This window comes from Halomonas sp. GFAJ-1 (assembly GCA_002966495.1).
In the GTDB taxonomy this organism is placed as follows: Bacteria; Pseudomonadota; Gammaproteobacteria; order Pseudomonadales; family Halomonadaceae; genus Vreelandella.
In genome coordinates this window covers 3,329,562-3,343,739 of the sequence record CP016490.1, presented here as the reverse complement: position 1 = coordinate 3,343,739, position 14,178 = coordinate 3,329,562, and the positions used below count along the sequence as shown (strand labels likewise).

Annotated in this window: 12 protein-coding genes; 6 read left to right on the top strand and 6 right to left on the bottom strand. The window is 53.7% G+C overall.

Annotation, left to right across the window (positions count from 1 at the left end):
• Together trpC and BB497_15065 are read left to right on the top strand one after the other, a co-directional pair.
• Positions 1–804: an indole-3-glycerol-phosphate synthase gene (gene trpC, locus BB497_15070; protein AVI63933.1), complete on the top strand. Its 804-nt coding sequence runs from the start codon at positions 1–3 to the stop codon at positions 802–804.
• Positions 805–976: 172 nt separating this feature from the next.
• Positions 977–1,540, top strand: a complete 564-nt coding sequence (locus BB497_15065) for a phosphoribosyl-AMP cyclohydrolase (protein ID AVI63932.1) — start codon at positions 977–979, stop codon at positions 1,538–1,540.
• A 98-nt stretch (positions 1,541–1,638) separates the two neighbouring features.
• Here BB497_15065 and BB497_15060 read toward each other — a convergent pair whose 3' ends face one another.
• Both BB497_15060 and BB497_15055 read right to left on the bottom strand, forming a co-directional pair.
• Positions 1,639–4,740 (bottom strand): FAD-linked oxidase, encoded by a 3,102-nt coding sequence (locus BB497_15060; protein AVI63931.1) that lies wholly within the window; start codon positions 4,738–4,740, stop codon positions 1,639–1,641.
• Positions 4,741–4,828: 88 nt separating this feature from the next.
• Complete coding sequence (locus BB497_15055) at positions 4,829–5,419, bottom strand: hypothetical protein (GenBank protein AVI63930.1); 591 nt, start codon at positions 5,417–5,419, stop codon at positions 4,829–4,831.
• Between the two features lie 393 nt (positions 5,420–5,812).
• On the opposite strand from BB497_15055, the gene BB497_15050 reads away from it, so the two are divergent.
• Positions 5,813–7,090 carry a serine--tRNA ligase gene (locus tag BB497_15050; protein AVI63929.1) on the top strand — a complete coding sequence of 426 codons (1,278 nt, stop codon included), beginning with the start codon at positions 5,813–5,815 and terminating at the stop codon, positions 7,088–7,090.
• Here the strand turns inward: BB497_15050 and BB497_15045 are convergent.
• Entirely contained in the window at positions 7,035–7,862 is an 828-nt protein-coding gene (locus tag BB497_15045) for a hypothetical protein (protein AVI63928.1), read from the bottom strand. The two genes, BB497_15050 and BB497_15045, sit on opposite strands and share 56 nt — an antisense overlap.
• Before the next feature lie 213 nt (positions 7,863–8,075).
• On the opposite strand from BB497_15045, the gene BB497_15040 reads away from it, so the two are divergent.
• Positions 8,076–9,179 (top strand): AI-2E family transporter, encoded by a 1,104-nt coding sequence (locus BB497_15040; GenBank protein AVI63927.1) that lies wholly within the window; start codon positions 8,076–8,078, stop codon positions 9,177–9,179.
• A gap of 85 nt (positions 9,180–9,264) precedes the next feature.
• Here the strand turns inward: BB497_15040 and BB497_15035 are convergent, their stop codons facing one another.
• Entirely contained in the window at positions 9,265–9,588 is a 324-nt protein-coding gene (locus BB497_15035) for a thioredoxin (GenBank protein ID AVI63926.1), read from the bottom strand.
• A 342-nt stretch (positions 9,589–9,930) separates the two neighbouring features.
• On the opposite strand from BB497_15035, the gene BB497_15030 reads away from it, so the two are divergent.
• Entirely contained in the window at positions 9,931–10,905 is a 975-nt protein-coding gene (locus tag BB497_15030) for a transcriptional regulator CysB (GenBank protein AVI63925.1), read from the top strand.
• Positions 10,906–10,989: 84 nt separating this feature from the next.
• Here BB497_15030 and BB497_15025 read toward each other — a convergent pair whose 3' ends face one another.
• Positions 10,990–11,610 carry a phosphoadenylylsulfate reductase gene (locus BB497_15025; GenBank protein ID AVI63924.1) on the bottom strand — a complete coding sequence of 207 codons (621 nt, stop codon included), beginning with the start codon at positions 11,608–11,610 and terminating at the stop codon, positions 10,990–10,992.
• Positions 11,611–11,753: 143 nt separating this feature from the next.
• A complete protein-coding gene (locus tag BB497_15020; protein ID AVI63923.1) occupies positions 11,754–13,133 on the bottom strand; it encodes an aminodeoxychorismate synthase, component I in 1,380 nt (459 codons plus the stop codon).
• A gap of 254 nt (positions 13,134–13,387) precedes the next feature.
• On the opposite strand from BB497_15020, the gene BB497_15015 reads away from it, so the two are divergent.
• The gene (locus BB497_15015) at positions 13,388–14,116 is read left to right on the top strand and encodes a GntR family transcriptional regulator (protein ID AVI63922.1); all 729 of its coding nucleotides are present in this window, start codon (positions 13,388–13,390) and stop codon (positions 14,114–14,116) included.
• Positions 14,117–14,178 lie beyond the last annotated feature (62 nt).

Here is a 14,178-nt window from a genome sequence, read left to right as displayed (position 1 = left end):
ATGAGCGACCAGGCAACACCGACAATTTTAACGCGTATTTTGGCCCGTAAAGACCAAGAGGTGGCTGAGCGCCGCCAAGCGGTCAGTGAAGCGGATTTGCTGGCGCTGGCTGAAAAGCAGAGCGCTCCCCGTGGCTTTATTGATGCGTTGAATGCCCGTATTGCTGCGGGTGATGCGGCGGTGATCGCCGAGGTAAAAAAAGCTTCGCCCTCTAAAGGGGTAATGCGCGAAGATTTTCACCCTGCGGATATTGCGCAAAGCTATGCCCAAGGAGGAGCTGCGTGTCTCTCGGTGCTGACCGATGCGGATTTTTTTCAAGGCCATGAAGATTACTTGATCGCCGCCCGTGACGCGTGCGAGCTGCCAGTGATTCGTAAAGACTTTATTACCTATGGTTACCAAGTAACCGAAGCCCGGGCCATTGGCGCAGACTGCATCTTGCTGATTGTCGCTGCCCTGGACGACTTTCAACTGCGCGATCTGCATCAGCAGGCTAACGCTTTAGGGATGGATGTATTGGTAGAAGTCCACGACGCCACTGAGCTAGAGCGCGCTTTGGCGCTGAACCTGAAGCTGGTGGGCATCAACAACCGCAACCTACACACCTTTGATACGAGCCTGAATACCACTCTTGACCTGTTGCCAAGCATTCCTGAAGGCGTCACGGTAATTACCGAGTCTGGTATCCATACCAGCGATGACGTAGAGCTAATGCGTGACCACGATGTAAACGGCTTTTTGGTCGGCGAAGCCTTTATGCGTGAAGAGAACCCTGGACTCGCGTTAAAAAGACTATTTTTTTAGAGCGCCTCTTAACTTCGCTTCTTGGTTAACTTTTAAGAGGTGTCAGTCTGATTGATGGCAAGAGCCTGCGTTCAAGTAGGTTTCTTAGCACGAAGGTAGACCGGCGTGCTAAGTAGAGCAGTGAAGCAAAACGTTCACTGCCTTTTTATATGTACTTAGGAGATCAATAGTAATGATTAAAGTACTTTTTACTAGCGCCGTGCTGGGTATGGGTATCGGTACTGCCTCCTTAGCAGGCGCCTATGAGGTAACGCATTTAGGCGGAGACATTACGGAAGAACAGGTGATCGAAGCGCAAAAAGCGTGGGGTGAAGCGCTGGTAAATATCTCAAACACCTATGAAAACGACGGCATTGAGGCCGCCAGTGAACTGGCCCAATTGGTTATTGATAGCGCTTATGGCTATGAGATGGGGCCGGTGCTATTTAAACCAACGTTAGCAGCCGCGCCGCAAACTTTCCGTACCACGCCCGAGGGCGCGCTGGCTTACTTTGTTGGGCATAGCGATGAATTCCCCAACGATAGCGGCTTCGCACTGAATGGCTGGCAGGAAGTGACCATTGATAACGCAGCTATCTTTATTAGCGGTGATACAGCGATGACTGTGGGCAATGTTTCTATCCTGGATAGCGATGGCAACACCACCACAGTAGATAAGAGCTGGGGCTATCAGCTAGACGATGAAGGCGAGCTGCGCATTGTGCTGCACCACTCCTCGCTGCCTTTCACGGAGTAACAGCTGGATAGTTGCTTAATCCGTGAAATAGAAAATGCAGTGTAATAAAAAAGGGGCTTACATCCGATGTAAGCCCCTTTCGTTCGCTTATAGCAAGCTTAACGGCTGTGCAGGCACCTAAGCAGCGCCTGAAGCGGATGCGGTAGGGTTTGCGCAGAGTAGCGTTTCACTTGGCTGCGGCAAGAGTAGCCTGTTGCTAGCAGCTTGCCCGTATTTTCCTCGGCCTCCACCTGGGGCTGCCAGGATTGGGCGTAAATGGTTTTTGACGTTGCCACATTGCGGGTTTCATGTCCGTACGTGCCGGACATACCGCAGCAGCCGGTATTGGCCAGTTCAAGTTTTAAGCCAAATGCTGCAAACACCTGCTGCCAGGCCTTGGGGCTGCCTGGGGCATTGGTTTTTTCAGTGCAGTGAGAAAGCAACTTATAGCCAGGATCAGCTAACGTCAGCTGACTCGGCGCTAACGTATTAATGCGGGTGGCCAGCCACTCTTGCAGCATCAGCACCTCGGGTACCTGCTCGGTACCTAAGGCTTTGACGTACTCCTGACGGTAGGCCAGTGTCATGGCGGGGTCGATCCCTACCATGGGCACCTCGAACTCTGCCAATGACCGCAACCGTTTGGCCTGTTTTTCTGCCGTGCGCTCGAAGGCGCCCAAAAAGCCCTGCACCTGCAGCGGTTTGCCATTGGCAGAAAACGGCATCACAAACACCCGTAGATTCAGCCGCGACAGTAGCTCTACCACGTCCATCACGAGTGTGGCTTCAAAGTGCGTCGTGAACGCGTCTTGAACGATAATCACGCTGTTGGCCCGCTGCTGCTCTGTGAGTAGCGCAAGCGACGTTGGTGTGGCTTCCGACACGCCCCAAGCCTTTAGCTGTTTCTTCACACTGGCACGGGAGAGCAACGGGGAGTCGCTAACCCCCAGGCCCTTGCTCATCAGCTTTTCCACCCAGCGCTGGCCAAGCAATGCGTTATACAGCGGCGCGATTTTGGCCAATGTGGGCAGCATAACCTCGGTGCCGCCGATCAGGTAATCCCGCAGTGGGCGTAAATAGCGGCCATGGTAGACCTCTAAAAACTGCGAGCGGAACTGCGGTACGTTGACCTTAATCGGGCACTGGCCCGCACAGGATTTACACGCCAAACAACCCGCCATGGCGTCATACACTTGGTGGGAGTAGTCGTGGTGTTGCTGTTTGCTAACGGTGTTCATGACACGTTTAGGGAAGCTTTTAACAAAGCCCCAGCTGCGCTCGGCCTTTTTCTTGCGCGACTCTTCCACCACATCGATACCCGCCTGGGACTGCAAGCGCAGCCACTCCCGAATCAGGCTGGCGCGGCCTTTAGGCGAATGCACACGGTCGCGGGTGGCCTTCCAGGAAGGGCACATGGGGTCGTCAACATCGTAGTTGTAACAGGCACCGTTGCCGTTGCAGTAGACCGCCGCGTCGTAAGCCTGCCACGCCCGCTCGTCAATCGTGCGATCAAGCTGACCGCGCATCGGTACGCCATCAACCGTTAACAAATCAGGGTCGCTGTCTTTAGCGATCAGTTCCTGGTGTTCAGCGGGAGATGCAATCTTGCCGGGGTTCAGCTGGTTATGCGGATCAAAGGCGGCTTTTACTCGCTGAAGGCTAGGGTACAGTTCACCAAAGAATTTGGGGCCGTATTCAGAGCGAACCCCTTTACCGTGCTCCCCCCACAAAAGTCCGCCGTACTTCTGGGTAAGGGCGGCTACTTCATCAGAAATTTCACGAATCAGCTTTTCCTGTGCGGGGTCTTTCATATCCAGCGCTGGGCGTACGTGCAGTACGCCCGCATCCACATGGCCAAACATCCCGTAGGAGAGCTTTCGGGCGTCCAAGGCAGCGCGAAACTCAGTGATAAAGTCCGCCAGGTGCTCTGGCGGCACGGCGGTATCTTCTACAAATGCAATCGGGCGTTTTTCGCCCTGCACGTTCCCCAGTAGCCCCACCGAGCGTTTACGCATGGCGTAGACTTTTTGGATCTGCGCTCGTCCTTCGGCCAGTGTGTAGCCTAAGCGCTCTACGGTAGGGTCTTGACTCAAATGTTCAGTGAACGCCCGCACACGCGCTGCAAGGGCGCTTTCATCGTCGTCATTAAACTCAATCAGGTTAATGCCGCGAATCGGCGTGCTGCCGGTGGCGGGGAAGAACTCAGCTACGCTATCCCATACAAAGTCCTGCATAGCCAGTTGTAGAACGGTGTCGTCGATGGTTTCGATTGAGGTGGGGCGTGCGCTGGCGCTCATTAAAGCTTTGGCATCGCGCAGTGCATCCATAAAGCTTGGGTAACGCACATTCACCAGCATAGAGTGCTTGGGAATTGGCAGCACGTTGAGTACTGCTTCATTCAAAAAGCCTAGCGAGCCTTCCGAGCCACACAGTAGGCTGTTTAAATTTAACTGACCTTCCGCTGCTCGCAGGTGAGCCAAGTCGTAGCCCGTTAAACAGCGGTTGAGCGGCGGGAATTTCGCCTTAATCAGCTCGCGCTGTTGGTCGATAATTGTGGCAGCAGTGGTATGCACGCGGCCGAGAATACCGTCCTGCTGGCACTCAGCCCGCTCTTCATCCGAGGTTAACGGGCGGCTGTGCAAGTGCTGACCACCCAGCAAAACTGTATCCAGCTCCAATACGTGATCGCGGGTTTTGCCGTACTCGCAGCTCCCCTGGCCGCTGGCATCGGTGGAGATCATTCCGCCAATGGTTGCACGGTTAGAGGTTGAAAGTTCCGGGGCAAAAAATAGCCCGTGGGGCTTGAGTGCGGCGTTGAGCTGGTCTTTCACCACGCCCGCTTGAACGCGTACTCGCCGGGCGTTCACGTCAATCTCTAAAATCTGGTTCATATGGCGGGAAACGTCCACCACAATGCCGTCCGTTAGTGATTGACCGTTGGTGCCGGTGCCGCCGCCCCGAGGTGTTAACACGATGTCGCGGTGGGGCAGCTCAGCAACCAACTTGGCTAGGCGCTCAAGATCTTCGGCATGCTTGGGGAACACCGCAGCTTGGGGCAGGCGCTGGTAAATCGAGTTATCCGTTGCCAGCACGGTGCGGTTGGCATAGTCGGGGGTAATCTCGCCTTCAAAGCCGCGTGCACGCAGGGCTTCAAGAAAACGCACGTAATGGCTGCTCAAGCGCTTAAAAGGAGCCGTGCGCGTATCCAAGGATGCAATCATAGTTGGTCGGGCCGTCACTGCTGGAAGCGGATAGGAAATAGCGCTACTTTACCGCAGCCACCGCTACTCTGCATCTTGGTGACAAGGTTTATGCGCTTTCTAACGCTTCTTTCACCAGTGCGGCGGAGGCGTCAGACATTGGCAGCGTGAGGGCGATTTTGTGGGCCTCGGGCGACATCTTGCCCCAGGTTTTTTGCACAATGCGTACCATGTGGTCATGGTCAATTTTGCGTGAGAAATCGGCAAAGTGGTTTTCTAAAAATACCAAGCAAGCGCAATCTTCCAGCGCCTGGACATCTGGGTCGCGGCCGAGGCCTTTCTTGCGAATAATCGCCGTTGCGCGTTCGGCGTCTGCGTCGCTATAGCCTGCGTCACGCATTAACTTAGCCGTGGTATCGCCTGCGCGCTCACCCTGGTCGCGCCGCCAGGTTAAATACCCTATGCGCCCTTCAGAGTACTCCTCACGCGGAACTAGCCAGCGCTGTAGGTGCTGTGCGCGTACTGCAAGGCGCAATACGTCATGGGGGGCGTTGTGTACTCTCTCTAGCCAGCGGCTCATGCGCTGGGCATAGGCAAGCTCTTGGGGCAATGAAGTGCCATCGCCCAGTGTCGTAGAGCGAGGATCTTCACCATGCAGGGCATCGATGGCGGCGAGTGTTTGGTCAAAAGCAGTCGGCATAAGAGGTCGCATAATTAAGAAGTATGGACAACATGCTAGCAGTTTAGCGGCAGGCTATAAAAAAGCGCCTGCTGTATAAAAGGCAGCCTATGCATCGGCGGACTGTATCTATCTTTTTGCCCAGGGTGAGGCGCGACTTACCTGTTTCCTGAAGCGAATGAGCAAAAAAGACAGGCGTATAGGGTGTCATTAGCATGCTGCAGGATGATTAATTATCTAACTACCTCAGCTTTGCTCCACGGTCTTACGTCAGAGCAACATGTTTACATCATGTAAGCCATCACTTCCCATCAAGGCAGCCATGGCTCCCCGCCGCGCTTTTGCCTACAATAGGCCTCTTTGTCACGGGCGGTGTGCGCCGTGTTTCACTGATTTCTGGCCAAGGGATAACTCATGCTCGATCCGAAACTGCTGCGCGGTGATCTTGATGCAACTGCGCAACAACTGGCCCGGCGGGGCTTCGTACTCGATAAAGCGGCATTGCAGGCGCTGGAGTCCCGACGCCGTGAGTTGCAAACCCAGACCGAGCAGCTGCAAAACGAGCGCAATATGCGTTCCAAAACGATTGGTAAGGCAAAGGCTAACGGTGAAGATATTCAGCCGCTGCTGGATGAAGTGAGTGACTTGGGCGAGCGCTTGGACGCTGCCAAGCGCGAGCTGGCTGAGGTGCAGGAAGAGTGGGATGACGTTATTAGCGGTATTCCTAACGTGCCCCATGAAAGTGTTCCAGAAGGCAAAAGCGAAGACGATAACGTTGAACTGCACCGCTGGGGTACACCCCGTGAGTTCGATTTTGAAGTGCTGGATCACGTCGATTTGGGCAAAAAGTCCGGTTATCTAGACTTCGAGCTGGCGGCCAAGTTAACCGGCGCGCGTTTTGCGGTAATGCGGGGGCCGATTGCGCGCCTGCATCGTGCGCTGGCGCAGTTCATGCTGGATACCCAAACCCTGCAGCACGGCTACGAAGAGTGCTATGTGCCCTATATGGTGAATCGCGATTCGCTGATGGGCACCGGCCAACTGCCAAAATTTGGCGAAGATCTGTTTAAGCTCAATGATGAGCGGGAATACCACTTGATTCCCACCTCTGAAGTGCCGCTAACAAACTTTGTGCGTGATGAAATCGTTGAGCAGGCAGCACTGCCGATGAAGCTTACCGCTCACACGCCTTGTTTTCGTTCTGAAGCAGGCTCCCATGGCCGTGATACCCGCGGTATGATCCGACAGCACCAGTTCGATAAAGTCGAAATGGTACAGATCGTGGAGCCAGAGAAGAGCTATGAGGCTCTGGAAGAGATGCGTGGCCATGCTGAAGCCATTCTGCAGGCGCTGGCGTTGCCGTACCGTGTAGTGACGCTGTGTACGGGCGATATGGGCTTCGGCGCGGCGAAAACCTATGATCTGGAAGTGTGGCTGCCTAGCCAGGAGACCTACCGGGAAATTTCGTCTGTATCTAACTGCGAAGACTTTCAAGCACGGCGTATGCAGGCCCGCTTCCGTCATCCGGATGCCAAGAAACCTCAGCTACTGCATACTTTGAACGGTTCAGGTTTAGCGGTAGGGCGTTGCCTGCTGGCGGTGCTTGAAAACCACCAGCAGGCGGATGGCTCGGTGACTATTCCTGCGCCGCTTCAGCCCTATCTGGGTGGTCTTGAGTGTCTTGCGCTTTAAGCAACCACTGGACGTTAACCTCGGCATCAATACGAATGGTGCCGGGGCGGTAGTCGCTGGCTGAACCGCTGCCCATTGCGTCGCTTTCGGCACGCATGGCCATCATGCGGGGTTGGAAAATAGGCGACTGGGTTTCTTCAATACGCTGCACGTGACCCAGTTCAGTCTCTAGGGTGCTCGCCATCAATTCTGCTTTGTGGCGGGCCTTTTCCAGCGCCTTGGACAGCGCTTCATCAGTGGCAGCATCGCGGTCTTGCAGGTCAAATTGAACGCCATCCAGAGCGTTCACGCCTGCGCTAATCAGCGCGTCAAACACCTCGCCCAACTGGTCTAACTCGGTCAGCTCAACGCTAAACGGGCGCTCTAAACGCGTGCGCGTAAGCGTGTCGTGTTCACCATTTTCATTGCGTGGGCCAGCAACGCGATCTGGATAAACATTAAGCGAGCCTGCGTTGATGGCGCGCTGTTCAATGCCAATCGCCTCCATGGCCTCAATTAACTGACTGGCGCGGTTTTCAAGCCGTTCGCGGGCCTCGCTTAGCGCGTCACTGTCGGTCTCTTCAAGCGAAGAGACGGCAGGGGTGTTCTCCCACAGACGCGCATTAAGCGTTGCTTTGTCGGGTGCTACCTCAACCCACGATTGGGCCTGAACAAACAGGCTAGGCGGTGTTGATGATGCTGCTTGAACCGCCGGGGCTGCGAGCAGTGCGAGTAATGCGCTGCCGAGAACGCCATAGCGTAACCGTTGTAGGTGATTCGATAGACTATTCATAGCTAACTTCCTTGCAAGCGAGGCATTTGCCTAGCGGTATGAAAAATAATTGCGAATGTGACGCTGGTTGGAAGTGAGTGACGGGATAAAGTTCACTGACTAAGAGTTGCCAAAAAACAGTTGCTTATTGTTTGCATGGTTTGGGTGTGGGGCAGTTTGTGCAATGTGCCGCTAGCAGCCATTATGTAGGGATAACACGCTAAGGATAGAGTTATGTCGAAGTTGTCGGATGAGGATTATCGCAGTATCCCTTTAAACGCTACCTTAGCTATTGCGGCGTTGGTGGTCATTATTGCAGGTATGAAGGTGGGTGCAGACCTGCTGGTGCCTCTCTTGCTCGCGGTATTCATTGCCGTAGTGTGTACGTCGCCTGTGCAGTGGCTAAACCGCTGGGGGGTTAATGTACGCGCTGCGGCGTGCATTATTCTGTTGGTGCTGTTGGGGTTTATTTCACTTATCGGCCTGCTGGTGGTCAATAGCTTCGGCACCTTTGTGGAGGCGTTGCCGGAGATTGAGGAGCGTCTTAATGAGCACTATTGGGATCTGCTTAATACGTTGGCTGCCCACGGCATGGCGATTAACCCTGATCAACTTGGTCAGCTATTCAACATGGAAGAGGGGGATTCTTGGGTACCTAAAGTCCTGGGCGAGCTTGGCAGTCTATTTATGCAAGCCAGTATTGTTGCGCTGCTGGTCATTTTTATGCTCTTTGAGACGCTAAACTTTCGAGATAAAGTGTCTCGGGCACTGGAAAATCCGGCGCCTAGCTTGAAACGTTTTAGCGAGTTTAGCTTAACGCTGAAGCGTTATCTGGCGGTTAAAACGATGATTAGTCTGGCCACAGCAGTGCTAGTGTGGCTCTCCTGTTTATTAGTAGGTGTAGACTTTCCGCTGCTATGGGGCGTGCTGGCCTTTGCGCTTAACTTTATTCCTAACATCGGCTCGGCATTAGCGGCTATCCCTCCGGTGCTTCTATTGCTGGTCGCACAGGATGGCGGCGTATTTCAGGCGCTATTGCTAGCCTCAGCTTATTTAGCGATCAACTTTATTCTAGGTAACCTGATTGAGCCACGGGTAATGGGCCAAGCGCTAGGGCTTTCGACGTTTGTGGCGTTTCTTTCACTGGTGGTGTGGGGGTGGATCTTTGGCGCTGCCGGTATGCTGTTATCGGTGGTGTTAACCATGACGCTTAAAATTGCACTCGACAGCCACCCACAAACACGCTGGATTGCGCATCTTTTAGGGCCGGGAAAGCGTCGAATAAAGGATATACGGCTGGAAGATGCGCGCAAGCCACCTTCCAAGCGTGAAGTCTAACTACCGTCAACAAGGTCGACGGTAGCTAAACGTGATCTACGCATAAAACGTCGTTTCTGCTGATGAAACGCCGCGTTTAGCGAGATTAGGCGTTTTGGTCGATGAATTGAGTCAGCTGTGACTTGGACTGTGCGCCCACGAGGGAAGCCACTTTGGTGCCTGACTTAAACAGCATTACCGTTGGTACGCCGCGCACGCCTTGCTCGGCAGCAATTTCTGGCGCGTCGTCTACGTTCACGCTTACCACTTTAATATTGTCGCCACGCTCAGCAGCCACCTCATCAACGACAGGCGCCATTACTTTACAGGGGCCGCACCAGGGGGCCCAGAATTTCAGCAGGACAGGCTGTTCGGCGTTAAGAACTTCTTGCTCGAAATTGGCGTTGGTGACATCAATATTAGTAGCCATTTGATTCTCCCGTTTGCGTTGCTCTTGCTGTTACGTTGCCTCAAGTGGAGCAACGGTCTTTACGCGGTTTGTTAGCGCACTCTCACCGCGCCAAGTGGGCAGATGTTAGCGGGCGCGGAGGATACTGGCAAATTTACTACGATGGCTCGGTGTGGGGTAGGGAAAATTAAAAGATGCTCATGGACGCTATTTTTTATACTATAAGTGAATTATAGAATGTTTTTTTATTCATATTAGTGCTCTTGAGGCGAGTGGGTACAAGCGCTTCGAGAAAAGCACAAACCCATAGCGGCGCGAGGATGCGCTTTAGCGTGCTTCCTGCATAGATAATCAGGTGAGGATATGAAGCTACAGCAACTTCGCTATATCTGGGAAGTCAACCGACACAATCTGAACGTTTCGGCCACTGCCCAGAGTCTGTTTACCTCTCAGCCGGGTATTTCCAAACAAATACGTTTGTTAGAGGATGAGTTGGGCGTTGAGATTTTTGCCCGCAGCGGTAAACACTTAACCCGCGTCACGCCTGCTGGGCAGTCGATTATTGAGCTTGCTGGGCAAGTGCTTAAGCTAAGTGAAAATATTAAGCAGGTAGCACAAGAGCATAGCGACGAGCGCCGTGGCAGTTTAGCCATTGCTACAACGCATACCCAAGCGCGTTACGCACTGCCGCCCATTATTAGCGAATTTACCCAAAAGTACCCGGAAGTTGCGCTACACATGCAGCAGGGTACGCCTAAACAAATTGCCCAGATGGTGAGCGAAGGCTTAGCGGATTTTGCCATAGCGACAGAGTCGCTGGAGCTTTTTACCGATTTGGTGCTGCTACCTTGCTACCGTTGGAATCGCTGTGTGCTGGTGCCAAAAGAGCACCCTCTTGCCTTGCTCAAAGGGCCGCTTACTTTGGAAGCCTTGGCCGAGCATCCGCTGGTCACTTATGTCTTTGGTTTTACCGGCCGTTCGCAGCTGGATGACGCCTTTAAAGCGAAGGGCTTAACGCCTAACGTGGTGCTTACCGCAGCAGATGCGGATGTTATAAAAACCTATGTGCGCCTGGGTATGGGAGTGGGTATTGTCGCCCATATGGCGGTTGACTCGGCGTTGGATAGTGACCTAGTAGCCCTGGATGCCAGCCATCTATTTGCTAGTTCAACCACTAAAATTGGCATACGTCGTGGCACCTTTATGCGCGGCTATATGTATGACTTTTTGGCGCGGTTTGCACCGCACTTAACCCGCGAGCGAGTCGATGAGGCGCTACTGGCTGGCCCCCGCTATGAGCAGGCGCTGTTTGAAGGTGTCGAGCTTCCAGAGCATTAGGCCTAGTGAAGCAAGTGCGCCCAGGCTAAAAGCCTGGGCGCACGCATTTTTTTCGCTCTCTACTCTTGCAGACGTACTTTAACGTTAATGCTGTAGATGCAGCCCACATTCCCGTTTCTCTTCCACCTTAGTGGGGTCGAAATAGTCGAAATTGTTTGGTAGATCATGGGCTTGTAAGTATTCATACATATCTTTCGCAGTCCACTGAAGCAGTGGAGCGACTTTTAATAGGCCATCGCTGTTGCGACTAGCGACCTGCATTTTAGCGCGCTCAGGGGTGTCTTCGGCCCGTAGCGCGGTGAACCACACATCAGGCTGCATTTCTCTCAGTGCGCGCTCAAACGGCTCAATCTTCACTTCTTGGGTGAAGCCTGCATGGCGCGGGTCGTCAATGCCGGGCATTGGCCCTTCTAACGCTTCCCGGTGCGCGCGGGTACGTGTCGGTAAAAAGCTCACCATATTCAGGCTAAGGCGCTGGATTAATGCATCGGCAAATTGATAGGTGGCATCGGTGTTGTAGCCGCTGTCCATCCACACAATTGGGGTGTCGGGGCGCACCTGGGTCACCATGTGCAAAATGACCGCTTCGAACGGACGAAAATTGGTGGTGCAAATGGGGCGACTGCCTTGGCTAAAAGCCCACTCAATTAGGCCCTGAGGGTTATTGGCAAAATCGCGGTTAATGTCGTCAAGTACCGAGGACATGCAGCCTCCCTTTAATAAATGGTCTGTAAAAACGTGCCATTAAACCTCTGCTGTTAGCGCTAGACTAACAAAGGGTGGGCCTTTCTCCCCAATACCGTTTGGTTAGGCTTTTATATTTCTTTTTGATTTAAGTGGCTGGTTTTTTATTCCAAAGCGCCTATCAGGTGACGAATTTTATCCAGCGTTTCTGCGTACTCCTCCTTGGCTTTCGAGTCGGCCACGAGGCCGCCGCCGGCCCATACGTGTAGCGTACCGGCGTCTGCCACCATTGTGCGTATCGCAATAGAGGTATCCATGCTGCCCCGGGTGTCTAAATAACCTAAGCTGCCGCAATAGACACTGCGCTGGCAGGGTTCAAGCTCGTCGATAATCTGCATGGCACGTATTTTAGGAGCGCCGGTAATCGAGCCGCCTGGAGACGCCGCCGTAAGTAGTGATAAAGGCGAGTGATTTTCGGCAAGCTGGCCCTGCACCACGCTGACCAGGTGGTGCACGTTAGGGTAGCTCTCTAGCTGGCAGAGTTGCGGTACGCGGATAGTGCCAGGGGTGCACACGCGGCCTAAGTCATTGCGCAATAAATCCACAATCATGACGTTTTCGGCGCGGTCTTTGCTGCTGCTGAGGAGCTCTTCAGCCAGCGCACGGTCTTCCTCTTGCGTACTGCCTCTGGGGCGCGTGCCTTTAATCGGGCGAGTTTCTACCAGGCCGTCTCTACACTGAATAAAGCGCTCTGGCGAGAGAGACAGCACCGCTTGGTTTTTCCACGCCATAAATCCCGAGAAGGGTGTAGGCGTCGCCTTCCTCAGCCGCTGGTAAGCCTGCCACTCATCCCCTTGGTAGCTGGCTGAAAAGCGCTGGGCCAAGTTGATTTGATAGCAATCCCCTGCGCGTATATAGCGCTGAACGGCATGAAAGCGTTCGGTGTAATCAGCTTGGCTGAGCTCTGCTCGAAAAGGGCTGGTTAAATAAAAGTGTTCGTCATCCTCTACAAGGGGGTGTGTGAGCCATTCGGTGACCTGCTGTTGCCGTAATGGGGGGGCTACCAACCATGTTTGTTGGCGCTCATGATCAATGGTTATGCACCAGTCGTATAGGCCAAGACGTGCCAACGGTAGCGCAGTGGCACTGGCATGCTGGCTAGGGGTGGCTAGATTATTACGGCCTAAATCGTAGCTCCAGTAGCCTATCAGTCCGCCTAGGAAGGGCAGCTCGCTCTCTTCATGGGTGCCGGGCAGCTGCGCTAGCATCCACTCTTGCAGGGCGGTGGTGCAGCCTGCCGTATTGCTATTCATGTCGTTAAACGTAGCGGGCAGCTGGAGCTGGGTAGAGTTGAACATCGAATGGCCGCTTGGCGTAATTTCAAGCGTTGCCAGCGGGTCGCTGCTCAGTATGTCATAACGCCCGGTGGCTACCGGACGGCCGCTATCGAGCAGCACTGCGCCGGGGCGCTTTCGCAAACGAGCAAACAGCGCCAGTGGGTCAGGTGAATAAGGCAGGGCTTTGATGGTTAACGCCGTTGTCATGATGCAAATGCCAGGCCGGTACAAGGGCGACATATTTTAGGGGTCGTTAATCATGCACACCAGTTAAATGCGTCGACGCCTTTCTCACGCTTTCATTTAAAGGCATTAGGATTACTGTATGATTGTTGACAGCTTAAGTTTATTTTACTTGTTGTTTGCAACGAAAGACGAATAACGTCGGGCATTTTGCCTGGTTGACGGCACAAAAATGACGAGCTAAAGTTCCCCTATTCACTAATTGTCGACAATTACACATGACCCTATTCGTTTCTCCTTCACATCAGCTTGCTGATAAACCCGCTGAACAGGTGTCGCCGGAAGTGCGCACCTTGGCTGAGAGGGTTTTCCATCAGCTACAAGACGCTATTGTGCGTGGTGAGCTGGCGCCGGGAAGCAAAATCACCGAGCCGGGGCTGTCTAAAACGTACGGCATTTCACGTGGGCCGTTGCGTGAAGCCATGCGCCGCTTAGAAGCGCACCGCCTAATCGAACGCGTGCCCCATGTAGGTGCGCGGGTTGTTAAGCTTTCCATGAAAGAGCTTTTAGAGCTGTTTGACGTGCGTGAAGCGTTAGAAAGCATGGCGGCACGCTTGGCCGCTGAGCATATGTCTGCCGAAGAGATAAAGGGGCTGCGCGAAGTATTAGCCCTCCATGAAGGCCAGGCCGATCTCAAGCGAGGCGAGGCTTACTACCAGCGTGAAGGCGACCTTGATTTCCATTACTGCATCGTTCAGGGCAGCCACAATAAGATGCTGATGAACCTGCTCTGTGATGATCTCTACTATTTGGTTCGTCTTTACCGTACTCAATTTAGTGCAAGCGGCACGCGTCCTCAGCGCGCCTTTGTGGAGCACCACCGTATTGTGGATGCCATTGAAGCAGGGGATGCCGAGCTTGCCGAGCTGCTCATGCGTCGCCATGTCAGCGCTTCACGCGCAAATGTTGCTGACCGCTACGCCGCCATTCTTGACCAGCAGTCTTGATCACTGTCTTGATAAAAACCAACGACGCGCAGGCTAGCTAAGCCTCTGGGGTCGAATGCTAA

Excerpts from the sequence above, each read along its gene's own strand:
- trpC (AVI63933.1), top strand. The coding sequence starts at position 1 with ATGAGCGACCAGGCAACACCGACAATTTTAACGCGTATTTTGGCCCGT.
- BB497_15065 (AVI63932.1), top strand. The coding sequence starts at position 977 with ATGATTAAAGTACTTTTTACTAGCGCCGTGCTGGGTATGGGTATCGGT.
- BB497_15060 (AVI63931.1), bottom strand. The coding sequence starts at position 4,740 with ATGATTGCATCCTTGGATACGCGCACGGCTCCTTTTAAGCGCTTGAGC.
- BB497_15055 (AVI63930.1), bottom strand. The coding sequence starts at position 5,419 with ATGCCGACTGCTTTTGACCAAACACTCGCCGCCATCGATGCCCTGCAT.
- BB497_15050 (AVI63929.1), top strand. The coding sequence starts at position 5,813 with ATGCTCGATCCGAAACTGCTGCGCGGTGATCTTGATGCAACTGCGCAA.
- BB497_15045 (AVI63928.1), bottom strand. The coding sequence starts at position 7,862 with ATGAATAGTCTATCGAATCACCTACAACGGTTACGCTATGGCGTTCTC.
- BB497_15040 (AVI63927.1), top strand. The coding sequence starts at position 8,076 with ATGTCGAAGTTGTCGGATGAGGATTATCGCAGTATCCCTTTAAACGCT.
- BB497_15035 (AVI63926.1), bottom strand. The coding sequence starts at position 9,588 with ATGGCTACTAATATTGATGTCACCAACGCCAATTTCGAGCAAGAAGTT.
- BB497_15030 (AVI63925.1), top strand. The coding sequence starts at position 9,931 with ATGAAGCTACAGCAACTTCGCTATATCTGGGAAGTCAACCGACACAAT.
- BB497_15025 (AVI63924.1), bottom strand. The coding sequence starts at position 11,610 with ATGTCCTCGGTACTTGACGACATTAACCGCGATTTTGCCAATAACCCT.
- BB497_15020 (AVI63923.1), bottom strand. The coding sequence starts at position 13,133 with ATGACAACGGCGTTAACCATCAAAGCCCTGCCTTATTCACCTGACCCA.
- BB497_15015 (AVI63922.1), top strand. The coding sequence starts at position 13,388 with ATGACCCTATTCGTTTCTCCTTCACATCAGCTTGCTGATAAACCCGCT.